This is a genomic window from Herbidospora cretacea (genome assembly GCF_001570605.1).
GTDB lineage: Bacteria > Actinomycetota > Actinomycetes > Streptosporangiales > Streptosporangiaceae > Herbidospora > Herbidospora cretacea.
Window position 1 is genome coordinate 129,480 of sequence record NZ_BBXG01000010.1, and the last position, 18,591, is coordinate 148,070.

An 18,591-nucleotide genomic window follows, 5' to 3' on the forward strand; every position below is an offset into this window, starting at 1 on the left:
CTCAGGCGGCGAGCCGCCGCAGTGACCGCATCGACCAGACCAGCGTCAGCATCGCCAGCCCGATGAGCAGCGCGAACGCGATCGGGATCGTCGAGTCGCCGAGGTCGCCGCGGAACAGCGAGCGGCCGGCCTCCACGCCGTAGTAGAGCGGGTTGAATTTGGCCAGCGTCTGGAGCCAGTCGGGGCCGAGGGAGACCGGCAGGAACAGGCCCGCGATCAGGGTCAGCGGCATCGCGAAGAACTGCACGAGCTGCGAGACGCCGTTCTCGTCCTTGATGGCCAGCGCCAGGCCGTAGGAGAGGCTGGCGGCGAACAGGCCGGTCACGGCCATCAGCAGCAGCATGATGAGGAAGCCGGGCACGCCGATCCGCAGCCCCATCAGGATGGCCACGCCCATGACCAGGATCGCCTGGAGCACCAGGACCAGCATGTCCTTGGCGACCCGGCCAAGGATGATCGCGGGCGGCCACGCCGGGGAGACCGCCAGCCGTTCGAGCACCCCGTTCCGGGTCTCGTTGATCATGCCGAAGCCGGCGAACAGCGAGCCGAACAGGGCGATCATCATCATCGAACCGGGGGTGAACATGGCCAGCACCTCGGGCATCGAGCCGCTGGAGGTCGTCTTCCCGAGCAGCGGCGCGAAGAAGACCAGATAGAGGACCGGCTGCATGATGCCGAACAGCGGCCACACCGGGTTGCGGAACAGGAACCGGAGTTCGTAGACGAGGAAGAGGGAGATCTGACGGATCATGCGGCATCTCGCAGGGATCGGCCCGTGTGGCGGAGGAAGACGTCGTCGAGGGTGGCCCGGTCGAGGGAGATCGACTCAAGGCTCAGGGAGCGCTCTTCGAGCACCCGCAGCAAATGGGGGAGGCCGTGTTCGCCGTCGTCGAGGTAGGCCCGCAGCAGGCCGTCCTCGGTGCGCACCTCCTTGACGTAGGACTGCGCGCGCAGCGCCTCGGCCGCCTCGTCGACGCCCTTCAGCTTGAGCGTGACGACGTCGCCGGCGACCTCCTTCTTGAGGGAGGCCGGAGTGCCCTCGGCGACGACGGTGCCGTTGTCGATGATGACCAGGCGGTCGCAGAGCGCGTCGGCCTCGTCGAGGTAGTGGGTGGTCAGCAGCACGCTGGTGCCCCGGTCGCGCAGGGCGCGCACCTCGTCCCACAGGTTGGCGCGGTTCTGCGGGTCGAGCCCGGTCGTGGGCTCGTCGAGGAAGACCAGCGGGGGAGCGGTGACCAGGCCGAGCGCGATGGCGAACCGGCGCTTCTGCCCGCCGGACAGCGTGCGGGCCGGGCGGCGGGCGATCTCGGTCAGGCTGAACGCGGCCAGCAGCTCGTCGGCGCGGGCCTGGGCGGCCTTCTTCGACAGCCCGGCGATCCGCCCGGCGAGCATGAGCTGGTCGATGCCGGGGTTGTTCTCGTCGACGCCGCCGGCCTGGCTGACGTAGCCGATGCTCTCGCGGACCTTCGCGGCCTCCTTGACCACGTCGAACCCGGCCACCCGGGCGGTCCCGGCGGTGGGGGCGATGAAGGTGGCGAGCATCCGGACGGTGGTGGTCTTGCCCGCGCCGTTGGGCCCGAGCGCGGCGAAGATCTCGCCCTCCCGGACCTCCAGGTCGATGCCCCGGACGGCCTCGACCTCCTCGGTCTTGCCACGGCCGCGTTTGGCGTGGAAGGTCTTGCGCAACCCGTGCGCCTCGATGATCATTCGGAAACCTTTTCGCATAGGGGGATGACCCAGCCTCGGGGATGACGCCGGGTGAAGGTCAACCGGTTTACGGCAGCTCGCCGTCCTCGACCCGCCCGACCGCGTCCTCGATCCAGTCGACCTGCGCCCGGAGCTGGGCGTTGGCCAGCCGGATGCACTCGTCGACGTGACGGGGGGCGTCGAAGGCGAACTTGGCCTGCAGCGCGCGTTCGGTGGCCGAGACGGCCGCCCGCAGCGCCACCAGGCGGGCCTCCATGGCGTTGACCAGGTCGGCGGGCGACAGCCGGTCCAGGAACGTCAGCGCGACCTGGAACGGGTCGACGATCGGCTTGATCTCCCACCAGTAGGTGAGGAGCTGGCGCTGGAACTCCTCGCGGCCGATGGCGGTGATCTCGTACACAGTCTTGCCCGCTTTGCCCTGCTCGACGACGGCGAGCAGGCCTTCGTCGGCCATCTTGGCGAGCCCGTGGTAGATCGACCCGTAAGCCACGTTGGCCCAATAACCGGCCCCCCACAGTTCCAGGCGGCGGCGCACCTCATAGCCGTGCAGCGGCCCGTCGAGCAGAGTGCCCAGGATGAGGACCCTTGTGGAGGACATGCTCAAATTTATACACAAATTTGAGTAGCTGTCGCAACGGCTTTCCCGCCGTCGACGGTTCAAGAGCCTTCTTCCGTTACGCCTCCGGAGTGGCAGACCGCCCGACCACCCTGGGGCCGGTCAGCCCGCCACCTGCACGAGGTACATCGCCGCGGTCGCCGTGGCCGACGTGCCGAGGATCAGCACCAGCGCCCGCTCACCGGCGCGTTCGGCCGTCCTGGCCCCGAGGAGCGCCCCGGCGATGCCCCCCAGACCGGTCGCGATGCCGATGTGCCAGACCGGGCTGGCCGGCGGCGTGCCCACCGCCAGGGTGTCGAACAGGGTGTAGGCGATCAGGCCGGTGAGCGAGGTCGACAGTGTGGAGGTCAGGGCCAGGGGCGCGCTGCGCCGGACCGGCTGGCGCAGGACCGCCACCAGGATGGGGGCCAGCACCGACCCGCCGCCGATGCCTATGGTGCCGCCGACCGCGCCGGTCGCCAGCACCAGGGCGGTCAGCGTGAACGGGTTGAGCGGGGGCGCGTCGTCCCCGGCCCCGGTCACCCGGCGGGGCGTCCTGCGCGCCGCCCTGACCAGGAGCTGGACCCCCAGCGGCGCGAGCACCGCGAGGACCAGCAGCCGGAACCGGGCGGGATCGGCGAACAGCGTCACCCGCAGGAACGCCCCGAGCGCCGCCGCCGGGACGCAGGCCGCGGTGACGATCGCCAGGTCGGCGGTGCGGGCCCGCGCCGCCGCCGACCGCGCCAGCGCCAGCGGGGTCGACATGGCGTTGAACACCAGGTTGGTGGCGCTGATCGCCGGGCCGCTCACGCCGAGCAGCCCTGCCTGCAGCGGCAGCAGGAACACCGCCCCCGACACGCCGACCGGAGTGCCGAGCGCCGCCACCACGAACCCCGCCACGAGAGCCAGCAGCACTTCAGCCATGGGGATGTTCCTCTGAATCGTGAGTTTTCCGGTAAAGATAGTGGGAAATCCGGCCCGCCCTCGCGAGGTAACTAAGGTGATCGCTATGAGTGATCGACCAGTCGCCCTCATCACGGGCGGTTCCCGCGGCCTCGGCGCCGCCGTCGCGCGCGCCCTCTCCTCCACCCACGACCTGATCCTCGGCGGCAGGGGCGGAGGCAAGCTCGACGAGCTCTGCAAGGAACTCGGCGCGCGGCCCTTCCCGGTCGAGTTGACCGAGGCCACCGCCCGCGACGTCGAAGGGCTCGGCCGCATCGACCTGCTGGTGCACAGCGCCGGGGTCGTCACCCTCGGGCCCGTGGCGGAGACCCCGATCCGCGTCTGGCGGGAGACCTTCGAGGTCAACGTCTTCGCCGTGGCCGAGCTGACCCGGCTGCTGCTGCCCTCGCTGCGGGCGGCCGGGGGCCAGGTCGTTCTGGTCAACTCGGGGGCCGGGCAGCGGGCCCACCCCGACTGGGGCTCCTACGCCGCCAGCAAGTGGGCCCTGCGCGCCTACGCCGACGTGCTCCGCCAGGAGGAGCCCGACCTGCGGGTCACCACGGTCTACCCGGGCCGCATCGACACCGACATGCAGCGCGACGTGCGCGAGCAGGAGGGCGGCGCGTACGAGCCGGACCGCTACCTCAAGGCCGACTCGGTGGCCAGAGCGGTGGTCGCGGCGGTCACCGCGCCGGCCGACGCCCACCTGACCGAGGTGATCGTCCGGCCCCGCTAGATCCCGCGGGTCAGATGCGGCGGCGCGGGGTCCGGCGCGGATACTGCTTGGCCGTCTCGGCCAGCACCTGGGCGTGTTCGGCCTGCTTGCGCCAGTGGCCGTAGGCGTCGCCGCGCCGGGCCAGCCGGTCGAGCTCGCTCGTCGTGGTCAGCGGGATCAGCGCCGGTTCGGCGTCGCGCCACGGCGTGCCGGGCAGCGGCATGAAGGTGTGGGTGTGGATGCGGGCGCCCAGGTCGGCCAGGTCGGAGGCCAGTTTCAGGGACGCCCGCTGGTCGTCCTCGGTCTCGCCCGGCATGCCGAAGATGAAGTCGACGTTGGGCCGGAACCCGAAGTCGATCGCGATCCTGGCCGCGTCGAGCACCGGCGCGGCCCCGTGGCCCCGGCCCGAACTGGCCAGGATCCGGTCGGAGCCCGACTGGGCGCCGATGATGATGTTGTCGTTGGCGACGTATTTGCGCAGCATCCGCATCGCCTCGGGCGTGACGTGCTCGGGGCGGATCTCCGAGGGGAAGCTGCCGAAGAACACCCGGCCGTCGGCGGGCGCCTCCTCCTTGCAGGCCACCAGCAGCTCCTCGACCTTGCCCAGGTCGGGGTCGGCGGTCTGGCTGCCGTAGCTGAGCGAGGTCGGGGTGATGAACCGGACGTCCCGCAGCCCCCGGGCGGCCATCCGCCTCACGTGGTCGCGCACGCTCTCGACCGAGCGGTGCCGGAACTGGGCCCCGAACATGAACGGGGTCTGGCAGAACTTGCAGGTGTAGCGGCAGCCGCGGGTGATCTCGATGGGCCCGGCCCGCCCGGCCGGGAACGACGGGAAGCTGTCGAGCGGCAGCTGCGGGACGCCGGGGGTGCGGAGCGCGATCCCGTCGTGGTCGCGGATCGCCAGCCCCGGGACCCTGCGCAGGTCTGATTCGGCGACCAGGGCGATGATCGTGGTCTCGCCCTCGCCGATCGCGGCGACGTCCCAGCCCGCGTCGATCACCTGCTGGGGTTCGGCGGTCGCGTGGACACCGCCCGCCACGTGGACGACGTCGTTCCTGGTGGTGAGCGCCCTGACTTCGGCCAGTTCGGCCGTCATTAACGGGAAGTCGGGCGAGTAGAAGGACCAGAGCACCAGGACCCGGCCGGCGTCGGCCTGGCCGATCTGGATCGCCGTCTCCTCGGCGCTGGTGGCGAACCTGACCTCGAAGTCGACCGCCGGAGGCGCGGCTTCGAGGGCCGCCAGCAGGGCGTGCATGCCGTAGGTCACCGCCTTGCGGTAACGAACGACCACGCTGACATCGAAACTCATCGGGTCAGGGTAGCCCTCCCTGACGTGAATGGAGCCATTCAGTAGGGTGGAGTAATGCTGGCGGACATCGAGCAGATCGGCAGAAATCCGCGCACCGGGGGCTATCGGCGGGACGCCTGGTCGCCCGCCGACATGCAGTTGCGCGAGTGGTTCACCCACCAGGCCGTCACCCGTGGGCTGACCAGCCACGAAGACCGCAACGGCAACCTGTGGGCGTGGTGGGGCGACCCGGCGGCCGACGGGCCCGGACTGGTCACGGGGAGCCACCTCGACTCGGTCCGCGAAGGCGGCGCGTTCGACGGTCCCCTCGGCGTGGCGTCCGCGTTCCAGGCGATCGATCTGCTCCGGGGTGACGGCTTCCGGCCCGACCGCCCGATCGCGGTCGCCTGCTTCACCGACGAGGAGGGCGCCCGGTTCGGGGTGCCCTGCATCGGCTCGCGGCTGCTGACCGGCGTCCTCGACCCGTCGCGGGCCCGCGGCCTGGCCGACGACGAGGGGCTGTGCCTCGACGAGGTGCTCCGGGGACAGGGCCGCGACCCCGGCGGCCTGGGCCGCGACGACGAGACCCTCGCCCACATCGGGGTCTTCGTCGAACTCCACGTCGAGCAGGGGCGCGCCCTCCAGGCCCCGGTGGGGGTGGCCAGCGCCATCTGGCCGCACGGCCGCTGGCGCTTCGACTTCCGGGGCACGGCCGACCACGCCGGCACCACGGCGCTGGAGGACCGCGACGACCCGATGCTCGCCTACGCCCGCGCCGTGCTCGCCGCCCGCCTCCAGGCCGAGACCCACGGGGTCAGGGCCACCTTCGGCAAGGTGCGGGTCGAGCCCGGCAACGCCAACGCGATCCCCTCCCTGGTCACCGCCTGGCTCGACGCCCGGGGCCCGGAGACCGCCGCCGTCCGCCGCCTGGTCGAGGAACTGTCCCACGGGGTCGAGGTCACCGAGGAGTCGTGGACGCCCGAGGTGGTCTTCGACGACGTGCTGCGCCTGCGGGTCGCCTGCGCGGCCGGGTTCGACGGCCATCCCGCGCCGATCCTGCCGACCGCCGCCGGGCACGACGCCGGGATCCTCGCCTCCGCCGGGGTGCCGACCGCGATGCTGTTCGTCCGCAACCCGACCGGGGTCTCGCACGCCCCCGGCGAGTTCGCCGAACCGGCCGACTGCGTCTCCGGGGTCGTCGCGCTGGCCGCCGTGCTGGCCGACCTGACCGGGGGAGGGGCCTGATGCAGACGTACTGGTGCGAGATGGCCTGGGTCGGCGGCGCGGTCGCCGAAGGGGTCCAGGTCGACGTCGACGGCCACCGCGTCACCGAGGTGAAACAGGGGGTGCCGCCGAGCGGCGAGATCCTCGAAGGCCTGACCGTGCCGGGCATGGCCAACGCCCACTCCCACGCCTTCCACCGCGCCCTGCGTGGCCACACCCAGGTGGGCAGGGGCAGCTTCTGGACCTGGCGCGAGCAGATGTACGCCGTCGCCGGCCGCCTCGACCCCGACACCTATTACCGGCTGGCCCGCGCCGCCTACGCCGAGATGGCCCTGGCCGGGATCACCGCCGTGGGCGAGTTCCACTACCTTCACCACGATGTCTCTGGCGTCCCCTACGACGACCCCAACGAGATGGGCCACTCCCTGGTCCGGGCCGCCCGCGACGCCGGGGTGCGGCTCGCCCTCCTCGACACGTGTTATCTGTCCGGCGGTTTCGGGGCTCCCCTGGAAGGGGTGCAGACCCGGTTCGGCGACGGCGACGTCCACCAGTGGGCCGGCCGGGCCGACCGGCTCGCCGCGGCCTACGCCGGGGCCGAGGACGTCGAGATCGGCGCGGCCATCCACTCGGTCAGGGCCATGCGCCCCGAGCAGATGCCCGTCGTCGTCGAGTTCACCCACCACCACGCGGGCCCGCTGCACGTCCACGTCTCCGAGCAGCTCGCCGAGAACGAGCAGTGCGTGGCCGCCTACGCCGCCTCCCCGGTCCGGGTCCTGCACGAAGCCGGCGCGCTGGGCCCCCGGTCCACGGCCGTCCACGCCACCCACGTCTCCGACGAGGACGTCGCCCTGCTGGGCGGCTCGGGCACCCACGTCTGCGTCTGCCCGACCACCGAACGCGACCTGGCCGACGGCGTCTGCGCCACCCGCCGCCTCCACCTGGCCGGGAGCCCGATCACGCTCGGCTCCGACAGCCACGCCGTGGTCGACCTGTTCGAGGAGGCCCGCGCCGTCGAACTCGGCGAGCGCATCGTCAGCGGCGAACGCGGTCACTGGCGCGCCGACGAACTGCTCACCGCCGCCACCGTGACCGGCCACACCTCGCTCGGCTTCCCCGACGGCGGCCAGATCGCCCCGGGCGCCTGGGCCGATCTGGTCACAGTAAGGCTCGACTCGGTCCGTACGGCTGGCGCGACCGCCCGATCGGCAGTGGAATCGGTGGTGTTCGCGGCGACGGGGGCCGATGTCGTGTCCGTCGTGTCGGGTGGACGGCGGATCGTCGAGGCCGGACGCCATGTGACAGGTGAGATCGGCCACCTGCTGCGGGACGCCATCGGCGCGGTCCGCGGCTGACGTGATTGCGGGTGCTGAGTGAGCGCGACGCTCTTCTATGACATCGGACTGCTCTTCACCTCCGACGGGTGCCGGGAGGAGATCGCCAAGGCGGCGGTGGTGGTCGAGGGCGCCGAGATCGCCTGGGTCGGCGAGGCCGCCCGCGCCCCGGCCGCCGACCGCCGCGTCGACGTGCGCGGCCGGGCCATGCTCCCCGGGTTCGTCGACAGCCACGCCCACCTGGTCTTCGCCGGCGACCGGACCGCCGAGTTCGCCGCCCGGATGGCGGGGGAGCGCTACACCGCCGGCGGCATCCGGACCACGGTCGCCGCGACGCGGGCCGCGTCCACCCCGGAACTGGCCACCCGGACCGCCGGGCTGGTCCACGAGATGACCAGCCAGGGCACCACCACCGTCGAGATCAAGAGCGGCTACGGCCTGACGACCGGCGACGAGCGACGCTCCCTGGAGGTGGCGCGGGCGTTCACCGAGGAGTCGACGTTCCTGGGCGCCCACGTCGTGCCGCCCGGCGCCGACCCCGACGACTACACGCGGCTGGTGGCCGGGCCGATGCTGGCGGCCTGCGCGCCCTACGCCAAGTGGATCGACGTGTTCTGCGAGCGGGGCGCCTTCGACGAGGACCGGAGCCGGGAGATCCTGACCGCCGGGAAGGCGGCCGGGCTGGGCCTGCGGGTGCACGCCAACCAGCTCGGGGAGGGCCCCGGGGTCCGGCTGGCCTGCGAGCTCGGCGCCGCCTCCGCCGACCACTGCACCCACCTGACCGGTGAGGACGTCGGCATGCTGGCCGACGCCGGGGTGGTCGCCACGCTGCTGCCCGGGGCCGAGTTCTCCACCCGCTCGCCCTATCCCGAGGCCCGGCGGCTGCTCGACGCCGGGGTCACGGTGGCGCTGGCGACCGACTGCAACCCCGGCTCCTCGTTCACCTCGTCGATGCCGTTCTGCGTGGCGCTGGCCGTACGCGAGATGGGGATGACCCCGGCCGAGGCGGTCCGGGCCGCGACGGCGGGCGGGGCGGCGGCGCTGCGCCGGACCGACGTCGGGGTGATCAGGCCGGGGGCGCGGGCCGACCTGGTGATCCTGGAGGCGGCGTCGTACGTGCACCTGGCGTACCGCCCCGGCGTGCCGCTCGTCACGCAGGTCTGGCAGGCGGGACGTAGGGTGGTGTGAAAATTCCGGCCAAAGTACGGCGCATCCTCCTTTAGGAGGAATTGAAAACCATTCTGCTGGCGTATCTCTTGAGGGAATCTTTGCCCTGATCGAACCGTTGGCCAGTTCAGGACGAGGGTGTTCGCGCTGCGGAACGAGGTGCCTGGAATGGCGACGGGGAACAGGACGCAGGAAGTCGCGGATCGAGATCTGCTGGGAACCTACCTGGCCGAGATCGGGCGCGTTCCGCTCCTGAGCGCAGAGCAGGAGGTCGAGCTCGCCAAGCGTATCGAGGCGGGGCTGTTCGCCGAGCAGCTGCTCGACACGGGCGACCCGGAGCCGAAGGTCTCCGACGCGCTCGACGAGGAACTCGAGCGGGTGGCGGTCTCGGGGCGCCGCGCCAAGGACGAGTTCATCCAGGCCAACCTGCGCCTGGTGGTGGCGGTGGCCCGGAAATACTCCGGGCGCGGAATGCCGCTCATCGATTTGGTGCAGGAGGGGAACCTGGGCCTGGTCAGGGCGGTGGAGAAATTCGATTACCGCCGTGGCTACAAATTCTCGACGTACGCGACCTGGTGGATTCGCCAGTCGGTCGGCCGGGCCATTCACGAGCAGGCCCGCCCGGTGCGCCTGCCCACCCACGCCGGCGAGCAGATGACCCGCCTGATGCGGGTCCGCCGCGACATGCTGGCCGAGTTCGACGCCGAGCCCACCGACGACGATCTCGCCCAGGTGCTCGAACTGCCCATCGAGCGGGTGCGCGAGCTGCGCCGCTGGGCCTCCGACCCGGTGTCGCTCCAGCTGGGCGTCGGCGACGAGGACGAGACCGAGCTCGGCGACATGATCGCCGACGAGTCGTGGGCCAACCCCGAGGAGCAGGCCCTCGCCACCCTCGACCGCGAGCGCCTGGAACACTGGCTGACCGGTCTGGAGGGTCAGGCGAGCGAGATGCTGCGCTGGCGTTACGGCCTGGTCGACGGGCGTGAACACACGCTGACCGAAGTCGGCGAGCGCTACGGCATCGGCCGTGACCGGGCCCGCCGCCTGGAACGCGACGCTCTGGCCCGTCTCCGCAAGATGGCCCACGTCGCAGCCTAGTTTTACGAGGTCATCGAACGCCTGCCGGTTTACCGGCAGGCGTTTTTTGCGTGTACGTATCGTCCGAAACACGTCCGAAACACGGTTGTGGCGAGTTTCACAGATGTGAAACATGCAGGGTCGCGACCTGAAACGGCAGAAGAACACCCTGGCGTGCACGGGAGAGGAAGCTCACCTCTCCGCCTACGACTACGTGTCAGTGCGCGAGCCGGTCGATGAAGCCCTTGGCGAAGCCCACTGCGCAAGTGATAACCGGCCACACGCCAATTGGAAGGAGGGTCGCATCGAATGAAGATCGATAGCGGCTCCACTGCCTGGATGCTCGTGAGCACGGCGCTCGTGCTGCTCATGACTCCGGGACTCGCGTTCTTCTACGGGGGCATGACCAGGGCGAAGAGCGTCCTGAACATGATGATGATGTCGTTCGTGGCCATCATCACGGTGACGATCGCGTGGGTGGCCTACGGCTACTCCCTCGCGTTCGACGCCTCTGATGGCTTCCTGAACAAGTTCGTCGGCGGGCTCGACAACATCGGGCTCATGGGCGTCAACGAAGCTGCCTACAACGACACCTTCCCCATGATGGTGTTCTCCGCCTTCCAGCTGACCTTTGCGATCATCACTGTCGCCCTGATCAGCGGTGCGATCGCCGACCGTGCCAAGTTCGGCGCGTGGGTGGTCTTCACCGTTGTCTGGGCCACCATTGTCTACTTCCCCGTCGCCCACTGGGTCTGGGGCGGTGGCTGGCTCACCGAGCTGGGCATCGAGGACTTCGCGGGCGGCACGGTCGTCCACATCAACGCCGGTGCCGCCGCTCTGGCCCTGGCGCTGGTCCTCGGCAAGCGGTCGGGCTGGCGCAAGGAGCCGATGCGTCCGCACAACCTGACGCTGGTCCTCCTCGGCGTCGGCCTCCTGTGGTTCGGCTGGTTCGGCTTCAACGCGGGCTCCGAGCTCGCCGCCGACGCCACCGCCGGCCTCGCCTTCATGAACACCCAGGTCGCCACGGCCATCGCGGCCGGGGCCTGGCTCGTCGTGGAGAAGCTCCGCGACGGTCACGCGACCACCCTCGGTGTCGCCTCCGGCGCCGTGGCCGGTCTGGTCGCGATCACCCCCGCGTGTGGTTTCGTCGACGTCTGGGCCGCCGCCCTCATCGGTCTGCTCGCCGGTGCGGTCTGCGCCTGGGCCGTCGGCCTCAAGTACAAGTTCGGCTTCGACGACTCCCTCGACGTGGTCGGCGTGCACCTGGTCGGCGGTGTCATCGGCGCCGTGGCGCTGGGCTTCGTCGCCAACTACCCGTTCCTCGACGGGCAGGAGAAGGGCCTCATCTACACCGGTTCCTTCCGGCAGCTGGGTCTCCAGGTGCTCGGCCCGGTGGTCGTCGGTCTGTACTCCTTCGTGCTGACCTACATCATCGGTAAGGTCATCGACAAGACCATGGGCTTCCGGATCGCTCAGGAAGACGAGGTCACCGGCATCGACATCACCACCCACGCCGAGACCGGTTACGACCTCGGCACCATCCACTCCTCGGGCGTGTCCTCGCTCAACGGGCCGGCGGTTCCGGCTGAGGCGAAGAAGGTGGACGCATGAAGCTGATCACGGCGATCATCAAGCCGTTCAAGCTCGATGACGTGAAGGCGGCGCTGGAGCAGTTCGGCGTCAAGGGCATCACCATCAGTGAGGCCAGCGGCTACGGCCGTCAGAAGGGTCACACCGAGGTCTACCGCGGCGCCGAATACCAGGTCGACCTGGTTCCCAAGGTGCGCGTCGAGGTGCTGACCGAGGAAGACGACGCCGAGGACGTCATCGACGTCATCGTCAAGGCCGCCCAGACCGGCAAGATCGGCGACGGCAAGGTCTGGTCCGTCCCCGTGGACACGGTCGTCAGGGTCCGCACCGGGGAACGCGGCCCGGAGGCGCTGTAACCGGATGATGAGAGGGGAAGCTCGCTCGTTCGCCGCCGCCCGTAAGGAACGGGCGGCGGACATCGACCGGTGGCTCACGGACCTGCTCCGGACCGCCGTCAGTCAACGGAACGGAAAGGGCGGGCTCCTCGACAGCGAGCTCAGGGGAAGAACGGAGCTCGGAGGCGCGGAGCGCGGCCCCCTCACCGGGGTCGCGCTCGTCGCGGTCGGGAGCCTGGGACGCGGGGAACTGGCGCCCGGCAGCGACCTCGACCTGGTCCTGCTGCACAACGGGCGTGACGACGTCGCCCAGATCGCCGACCGGATCTGGTATCCCATCTGGGACTCCGGGGTCGGCCTCGACCACTCGGTCCGTACCGTCGACGAGGCCGTCAAGGTCTCGCGCGAAGACCTGAAGGCCGTGCTCGGCCTGATCCAGGCCCGGCACATCGCGGGCGATCCCGAGCTGACCCGCGCCGCGCGTGAGGCGGTGCTCGCCGAATGGCGGGCCGACTCCCGTCGCCGGCTGGGCGAGCTGCGGGAGTCGGCGGACAAACGCGCCGACTCCTCGGGTGAGCTGGCCTTCCTGCTCGAACCCGACCTCAAGGACGCCCGCGGCGGCATCCGCGACGTCCAGGCGATGCAGGCCGTGGCCGCCGCCTGGGTCGCCTCCGCGCCCGGCCCGCGCGTCCGGGAGGCCCACGAGCTGCTGCTCGACATCCGCCACGGGCTCCACCTGGTGACCGCGCGCGGCACCGACCGCCTGGTGCTCCAGGAGCAGGACGCCGTGGCGGGCACCCTCGGGCTGCTCGACGCCGAGGCGCTGATGCGCCGCCTGGCCGAGGCCGGGCGGACGATCGCCCACTCCTTCGACGCGACGTGGCGTACCGTCGACCGGCTGCTGTCCGGTCCGGCGCCGCGCGGGCGGCGGCCGCTCGCCGACGGCGTGGTGGAACACGGCGGGGAGGTCGTGCTGGCGCGCGGCGTCAACCCGCGCAACGACCCGATCCTGGTGCTGCGGGCCGCCGCCGCGGCGGCCGAGGCCGGGCTGCCGCTGGCCCCCGCCACGGTGACCGCGCTGGCCGCGCAGTCGCCGCCGCTGTCGGTGCCGTGGCCCGACGAGGCCCGCGACGCGCTGGTGGGGCTGCTCGGCGCCGGGCGCGCGGCCGTGCCCGTCTGGGAGGAGCTCGACCAGGCCGGGGTGCTCGTACGGCTGATCCCCGACTGGGAACGCGTCCGCCACCGGCCGCAGCGCAACCCGATCCACACCTACACCGTCGACCGCCACCTGATCGAGACGGTCGCCGGGGCCGCCGCGTTCACCCGCGAGGTGTCCCGGCCCGACCTGCTGCTCATCGGCGCGCTCCTGCACGACATCGGCAAGGGCTGGCCCGGCGACCACTCGACCACCGGTGAGGTGGTCGTCCGTGACATCGCCGCCCGCATGGGCCTGCCGGCCGCCGACGTGGAGGTGCTGGCGACCATGGTCCGCCACCACCTGCTGCTGCCCGAGACCGCGACCCGCCGCGACCTCGACGACCCGGTGACGATCTCGCGGGTGGCCGAGGCGGTCGGCTCCCACGAGGTCCTCGAACTGCTCGCCGCCCTGGCGGTCGCCGACGGCCTGGCCACCGGCCCGGCCGCCTGGAACTCCTGGAAGGCCAACCTCGTCGCCGACCTGGTCAGACGGGTCAGGTCGGCGCTGGCGGGCACCCCGCCCGCCGCCGCCCCGGTCCTGTCGGCCGAGCAGGCCTCGCTGGCCCGCCACGGCGGCGGCGCGATCAGGGTCAACGGGGGAGCGGTCACCGTCGTCGCCCCCGACCGGCCCGGCCTGCTCTGGCGGGCCGCCGGGGTGCTGGCCGCCCACCGGATGGTCGTGCGGTCGGCGTCGGCCGCCTCGGCCGGGTCCACGGCCGTCATCGAGTTCGCGGTGGTGCCCGAATACGGCTCGCCGCCCGACCCCGCCACCCTGGAGGCCGACCTGCGCCTGGTGCTCGCCGGGCGCCTGGACATCGAACAGCGGCTGGCCCGCCGCACCCGCTCGCTGCGCCCGCCCCGCGTGCCGGTCGCGCCGCCCCGGGTGACCCTGGTCGACGACGCCTCCAACACCGCGACCGTCGTCGAGGTCCGCGCCCACGACCGGCCGGGCCTGCTGTGGAAGATCGGCCGGGCCTTCGGCGACTGCGGCCTGGACGTCCGGGCGGCCCGGGTGGAGACGCTCGGGGCCGAGGCGGTCGACGTCTTCTACGTCGTCGACCGGGCCGGGCGGCCCATCACCGATGAGACACAACGCGGCCAAGTCAGGGAACACGTGCTCGCCGCGCTGCGATGATCCTCACAGGGGAGCTTGTGAAAGGGTGATGGCCCGCCCAGATTGATCACCTTTGTCGGCTTCAGTCCACTTACCACTTGGTAACGATTGTGTCCCCGCCTATGGGAATCAAGTGGCTGATCATGACCTTGTGGTCGAATTGTGCCCGCTTGTATGGCTATGTCACTTCATGCTGTCAGGAGTGTGAAGGGCTTTATGTCAAGAACGAATGGCGGGGGCCGGTGTCCACTCACAAGCGGGCAAGCCGTTTCGCGCTGCGCAACTGGCGGGTGCCCACGAGGCTCACCGCCCTGATCCTCGCGCCGACTCTGATCGCGGTCATCCTGGCCGGCATGCGGGTCGTCGGCTCGGTCGACAGCCTGTCGGCCTACGAGAGGACCGCGACCGCGGCCGAATACGCCGGTCGTCTGCGGGAACTGGCGCAGCAGCTGGCGGCCGAGCGCGACCACAAGGCCTGGCTCGACGGCCTGGTCGGAGTCCAGAGCGCCCTGCGCAACGCCGAGGAGACGATCCGCCAGCACCAGGACACCCTGGCGAAGCAGAAGCAGGTCGTCGACGGCATGATCAAGGCGTCCACGACCGACCTGGCCGAGATCGACGAGTCCTTCGGACCGCGCATCGTGGAGGACGCGCGCCAGGTCGCCAACCGGCTGGAGACCGTCACCGACAGCCACGCGGCCGAACGCGACGACGACCCGGCGACCTCGGTCTTCTTCGAGTACGGCGCGGCCATCGCCGCCGTCCTGCGGCTGCACGACGACCTCGGCGAGCTCAGCGACGACCCCAGCGTGGTCAGCTCCTCCCGCGCGCTCAGCGCCCTGGCCCACGTCAAGGACGAGGCCTCCCAGCAGCGCGCCCTGCTCGTCGGCGAGCTCCTGGAGCCGCGCCAGTCGTTCACACCCGACGACCTGCAGCGCTTCCTGGGCTCGTGGTCGCGGCAGGAGACGTACGAGACCGCCTTCAACGCCGAGGCGACCACGGCCCAGTTCCAGGCCTTCCACGCCGCCCGGATCAGCAAGGCCGGCACCGACGTCGAGATGGCCAAGGCGTGGGCGGTCGCCCTCGGGTCGCGCAACCAGCCGCTGAAGCCGATCCCCGGCCGGGTGCTGACCGCGCAGGACTGGTTCCGCGACAACGGCACCGTGCTCGACGCCGTCTCCAAGGTCGAGGCCCAGGTGGCCGGTTCGCTGCGGGCCCGCGCCGACGACCTCAGGTCGACCGAGCGCCGCAGCGCCATCGTGGCCGGCGCGCTGATCCTCGCGCTGATCCTGCTGGTCCTGGTCACGACCGTGCTGATCGCCCGCTCGATGGTGCGCCCGCTGCGGCGGCTGCGCGCCGAGGCGCTGGAGATCGCGGGCAGCCGGCTGCCGGAGATCGTGCGCCGCATGCGCGAGTCGGAGACGGGGGACACCTCCCCGGCCGTGCAGCCCATCGCGGTCGAGAGCCAGGACGAGATCGGCGAGGTCGCGCAGGCCTTCGACGAGGTCCACCTCCAGGCGGTGAAGCTGGCGGGGGAGGAGTCCCGGCTGCGCAACAACGTCAACGCGATGTTCGTCAACCTGTCGCGGCGCACCCAGACCCTCGTGGAGCGCCAGATCTCCCTGATCGACGGCCTGGAACGCGGCGAACAGGACGGCGCCCGCCTGTCCGACCTGTTCAAGCTCGACCACCTGGCCACCCGCATGCGCCGCAACTCCGAGAACCTGCTGGTCCTCGCCGGTCACGAGACCGCGCGCAAGCGCAGCTCCCCGGCCCGGCTGGTCGACGTCGTCCGCGCCTCGCTGTCGGAGGTCGAGGACTACGAGCGGGTCGTCGTACGGGTCCACCGCGCCCCGGCCATCGGCGGGCACGCCGCCAACGACGTGGTCCATCTGGTGGCCGAGCTGGTCGAGAACGCCATCTCGTTCTCGCCGCCCAGCTCGAAGGTCATCGTGTCGAGCAGCCCGATCGAGGGCGGCGCGGTCCTGCTGGCCATCAGCGACACCGGCATGGGCCTCAGCCCCGACGAGCTGCTGGAGATCAACACCCGCCTGGCCGAGCCGCCCGTCGTCGACGTGTCGGTCTCCCGCCGCATGGGCCTGTTCGTGGTCGGCCGCCTGGCCGGCCGCCACGGCATCCGGGTCCAGCTCCGGCGCGGCGACACCAGCGGCATCATCGCGATGGTGCTCTTCCCGGCCGAGCTCATCAGCAACGCCGACGCCCCGGCCCAGCCCTCCCAGCAGCCGCAGATGACCCGCCCCCGCCCGGAACTCCCGACCGGCCCCCTCCCCGCGATCGCCACCGGCCCCTTCGCCCCGGGCGGCTTGAACACCGGGCCCTTCACCCCGAGCGGCTCGACCACCGGCCCCTTCGCTTCGGGCGGCTCGAACACCGGCCCGTTCGCGTCGGGCAGCTCGACCGGCCCGTTCACCTCGGGCGGCTTCACCACCGGCCCGGTGCAGACCGGCCCCGGCTCCACCGGCCCGATCAACACTGGCCCCGTCACCACGGGGGCAGGCGGCCTGCCGCAGCGCAAGCCTCCAGCGCCCCGCACTCCGGGAGACGACTCCTCCTCGCCCTCGCGGGTGCCCCGGCAGAGCTCGCCTCCCGGCGGAACCTTCCCCGGCTTCGAACGACGCCGCCCGAACAACCCGGCCGGCCCGAGCCCGGCTGGCACGAACAGCCCAGCAGGCCCGAACCTGGCTGGCGCGAACAACCCGGCTGGTCCGAACAACCCGGCTGGTCCGAACAGCCCAGCTGGTCTGAACAGCCCGGCCGGTGTGAACGATCAGGCTGGTCCGCGCAACCCCGCTGGTACGAACAACGCCGCAGGCCTGAGCAACCCGGCAGGCCTGAGCAACACGGTCGGTCCGAACAGCTCCGCAGGTGCGAACACGTCTGGTGCGAACAGCCCGGCTGGTCTGCGTAACCCGGCTGGTTCGAACAGTCCGGTGTATCCGGGGAACCCCGCCGACTCGGGTGGGTGGGTGCGGCCGTCGGTGGGGGACACCCGGCCGCATGCGTTGCCCGCGCCGCCGTTCAACGAGCACTCCGGGGCGTTTCCCGTTCCCGGGCCGCCCGTGCCGTCGAGCGTTCCGGACACTCCGCTGGAGCGGGGGGACGAGTTCCTGCCGATCTTCGCCTCGATCGAGTCGGCGTGGTTCACGCGGCCGCAGCCGACCGCCACGCCTGGGGCTCCAGATGCTCCTGTGACGCCTGGGACGACTCCCTGGGGCCGGCATGCCGATCAGGGCTTCCAGGCGGCCCGTGCGGCCAACGAACCGGCCTCCGGGGGCGTCACACAGTCGGGGCTCCCGAAGCGGACGCCACGTGCCAACCTCGTGCCGGGTTCCGTCGGCGCGCAGGGCGGGCCGGGCATCCCGCCGCCGGAGGCGCCCCGGCCGCAGGTCTCGCCGGAGGCCGTGCGTGACCGGCTGTCCAGTCTCCAGCAGGGCGTACGCCGAGGGCGCGCGGAAAGGCCGCAGGAAGGCACGGGTAATGAGGAGGAGGGCTCGTGACTGAGCTCAGTGTCGACGTGAGCAGGTTCGACTGGCTGATCACCGACTTCGTCGGCGGCACTCCTGGGGTGGCGCACGCCGTGGTCGTGTCGGCCGACGGCCTGCGGCTGGCCCACTCCGCCGGGTTCCCGCCCGACCGGGCCGACCAGCTCGCGGCGGTGGCCGCCGGGCTGGCCTCGCTGACCACCGGCGCCTCCCGCGTCTTCGAGGGCGGACCGGTCCGGCAGACCGTCGTGGAGATGCAGCGCGGACTGCTCATGGTGATGTCGATCAGTGACGGATCGGCCCTCGCCGTACTGGCGTCACACGATTGTGATCTGGGACTTGTGGCGTACCAGATGACCCTCCTGGTGGAGCGCGCCGGACAGGCGCTGACCCCGGCTCTGCGCGCCGAGCTGCACTCGGCGCGGCGGTGATGCCCGGTGCGCGCGGGTGAGGGGACCGACGACGAACCTCTTTTCCGTCCCTACGCCGTCACCGGAGGACGCGCCGAGCCGCGTTACCATCTGGCGATGGAGACGCTGGTCTCCACGGCGGCCATGATGGGCGATGACTACTCCCTGCTCGGCCCCGAGCAGGAGGCGATCATGACGCTCTGCCGATCCGTCCGATCGGTCGCGGAGATCTCCGCGCTGCTCCGGGTCCCCCTCGGAGTGGCACGGGTCCTGATCGCCGACATGGCCGACGAAGGGCTGGTGCGACTGCACATGCCACAGCTCATCAGCAGCGGCCAGCCGGACCTTACTTTGCTCGAAAGGGTGCTCAGTGGACTTCGCAGGCTCTAGTCGCGG

General features: G+C 71.4%; 16 protein-coding genes. 11 read left to right on the plus strand and 5 right to left on the minus strand.

The window, feature by feature from the left end:
* Nucleotide 1: 1 nt before the first annotated feature.
* From AW270_RS21590 to AW270_RS21605, 4 genes are all read right to left on the minus strand, one after another.
* Nucleotides 2-751, minus strand: a complete 750-nt coding sequence (locus AW270_RS21590) for an ABC transporter permease (protein ID WP_061296936.1) — start codon at nt 749-751, stop codon at nt 2-4.
* Nucleotides 748-1,707, minus strand: coding sequence for an ATP-binding cassette domain-containing protein (locus tag AW270_RS21595; protein ID WP_174549881.1), 960 nt, complete (start codon nt 1,705-1,707; stop codon nt 748-750). Before AW270_RS21595 ends, AW270_RS21590 begins: the two co-directional genes overlap by 4 nt.
* Before the next feature lie 67 nt (nt 1,708-1,774).
* Entirely contained in the window at nt 1,775-2,305 is a 531-nt protein-coding gene (locus AW270_RS21600; protein WP_061296937.1) for a PadR family transcriptional regulator, read from the minus strand.
* A gap of 120 nt (nt 2,306-2,425) precedes the next feature.
* Entirely contained in the window at nt 2,426-3,226 is an 801-nt protein-coding gene (locus AW270_RS21605; protein ID WP_061296938.1) for a TSUP family transporter, read from the minus strand.
* Between the two features lie 85 nt (nt 3,227-3,311).
* Between AW270_RS21605 and AW270_RS21610 the strand changes: the two genes are divergently transcribed.
* Complete coding sequence (locus AW270_RS21610; RefSeq protein ID WP_061296939.1) at nt 3,312-3,980, plus strand: SDR family oxidoreductase; 669 nt, start codon at nt 3,312-3,314, stop codon at nt 3,978-3,980.
* 10 nt (nt 3,981-3,990) lie between these two features.
* Here the strand turns inward: AW270_RS21610 and AW270_RS21615 are convergent, their stop codons facing one another.
* Nucleotides 3,991-5,268, minus strand: a complete 1,278-nt coding sequence (locus tag AW270_RS21615; RefSeq protein ID WP_061296940.1) for a TIGR04013 family B12-binding domain/radical SAM domain-containing protein — start codon at nt 5,266-5,268, stop codon at nt 3,991-3,993.
* Between the two features lie 54 nt (nt 5,269-5,322).
* On the opposite strand from AW270_RS21615, the gene AW270_RS21620 reads away from it, so the two are divergent.
* The 10 genes from AW270_RS21620 to AW270_RS21665 all read left to right on the plus strand — a co-directional run bounded on the left by AW270_RS21620 (nt 5,323) and on the right by AW270_RS21665 (nt 18,585).
* On the plus strand, nt 5,323-6,492 hold the full coding sequence (locus AW270_RS21620; RefSeq protein WP_061296941.1) for an allantoate amidohydrolase: 1,170 nt from the start codon (nt 5,323-5,325) through the stop codon (nt 6,490-6,492).
* Nucleotides 6,492-7,823, plus strand: coding sequence for a formimidoylglutamate deiminase (locus tag AW270_RS21625; protein WP_061296942.1), 1,332 nt, complete (start codon nt 6,492-6,494; stop codon nt 7,821-7,823). The genes AW270_RS21620 and AW270_RS21625 overlap by 1 nt, the downstream gene beginning before the upstream one ends.
* 18 nt (nt 7,824-7,841) lie before the next feature.
* Complete coding sequence (hutI, locus tag AW270_RS21630) at nt 7,842-8,990, plus strand: imidazolonepropionase (protein ID WP_061296943.1); 1,149 nt, start codon at nt 7,842-7,844, stop codon at nt 8,988-8,990.
* Between the two features lie 147 nt (nt 8,991-9,137).
* The gene (locus tag AW270_RS21635) at nt 9,138-10,067 is read left to right on the plus strand and encodes a sigma-70 family RNA polymerase sigma factor (protein WP_061296944.1); all 930 of its coding nucleotides are present in this window, start codon (nt 9,138-9,140) and stop codon (nt 10,065-10,067) included.
* 288 nt (nt 10,068-10,355) lie between these two features.
* On the plus strand, nt 10,356-11,657 hold the full coding sequence (locus AW270_RS21640) for an ammonium transporter (protein WP_061296945.1): 1,302 nt from the start codon (nt 10,356-10,358) through the stop codon (nt 11,655-11,657).
* On the plus strand, nt 11,654-11,992 hold the full coding sequence (locus AW270_RS21645) for a P-II family nitrogen regulator (protein ID WP_030455639.1): 339 nt from the start codon (nt 11,654-11,656) through the stop codon (nt 11,990-11,992). The genes AW270_RS21640 and AW270_RS21645 overlap by 4 nt, the downstream gene beginning before the upstream one ends.
* Nucleotides 11,993-11,999: 7 nt before the next feature.
* Complete coding sequence (locus tag AW270_RS21650) at nt 12,000-14,303, plus strand: [protein-PII] uridylyltransferase (RefSeq protein WP_061297024.1); 2,304 nt, start codon at nt 12,000-12,002, stop codon at nt 14,301-14,303.
* Between the two features lie 221 nt (nt 14,304-14,524).
* On the plus strand, nt 14,525-17,800 hold the full coding sequence (locus AW270_RS41830; RefSeq protein WP_061296946.1) for a sensor histidine kinase: 3,276 nt from the start codon (nt 14,525-14,527) through the stop codon (nt 17,798-17,800).
* A complete protein-coding gene (locus AW270_RS21660) occupies nt 17,797-18,216 on the plus strand; it encodes a roadblock/LC7 domain-containing protein (RefSeq protein WP_061296947.1) in 420 nt (139 codons plus the stop codon). Before AW270_RS41830 ends, AW270_RS21660 begins: the two co-directional genes overlap by 4 nt.
* A gap of 6 nt (nt 18,217-18,222) precedes the next feature.
* Nucleotides 18,223-18,585, plus strand: a complete 363-nt coding sequence (locus AW270_RS21665) for a DUF742 domain-containing protein (protein WP_061296948.1) — start codon at nt 18,223-18,225, stop codon at nt 18,583-18,585.
* Nucleotides 18,586-18,591: the final 6 nt, after the last annotated feature.

Coding starts and splice junctions, on each gene's coding strand:
- AW270_RS21590 (WP_061296936.1), bottom strand. CDS start 751: ATGATCCGTCAGATCTCCCTCTTCCTCGTCTACGAACTCCGGTTCCTG.
- AW270_RS21595 (WP_174549881.1), bottom strand. CDS start 1,707: ATGATCATCGAGGCGCACGGGTTGCGCAAGACCTTCCACGCCAAACGC.
- AW270_RS21600 (WP_061296937.1), bottom strand. CDS start 2,305: ATGTCCTCCACAAGGGTCCTCATCCTGGGCACTCTGCTCGACGGGCCG.
- AW270_RS21605 (WP_061296938.1), bottom strand. CDS start 3,226: ATGGCTGAAGTGCTGCTGGCTCTCGTGGCGGGGTTCGTGGTGGCGGCG.
- AW270_RS21610 (WP_061296939.1), top strand. CDS start 3,312: ATGAGTGATCGACCAGTCGCCCTCATCACGGGCGGTTCCCGCGGCCTC.
- AW270_RS21615 (WP_061296940.1), bottom strand. CDS start 5,268: ATGAGTTTCGATGTCAGCGTGGTCGTTCGTTACCGCAAGGCGGTGACC.
- AW270_RS21620 (WP_061296941.1), top strand. CDS start 5,323: ATGCTGGCGGACATCGAGCAGATCGGCAGAAATCCGCGCACCGGGGGC.
- AW270_RS21625 (WP_061296942.1), top strand. CDS start 6,492: ATGCAGACGTACTGGTGCGAGATGGCCTGGGTCGGCGGCGCGGTCGCC.
- AW270_RS21635 (WP_061296944.1), top strand. CDS start 9,138: ATGGCGACGGGGAACAGGACGCAGGAAGTCGCGGATCGAGATCTGCTG.
- AW270_RS21640 (WP_061296945.1), top strand. CDS start 10,356: ATGAAGATCGATAGCGGCTCCACTGCCTGGATGCTCGTGAGCACGGCG.
- AW270_RS21645 (WP_030455639.1), top strand. CDS start 11,654: ATGAAGCTGATCACGGCGATCATCAAGCCGTTCAAGCTCGATGACGTG.
- AW270_RS21650 (WP_061297024.1), top strand. CDS start 12,000: ATGAGAGGGGAAGCTCGCTCGTTCGCCGCCGCCCGTAAGGAACGGGCG.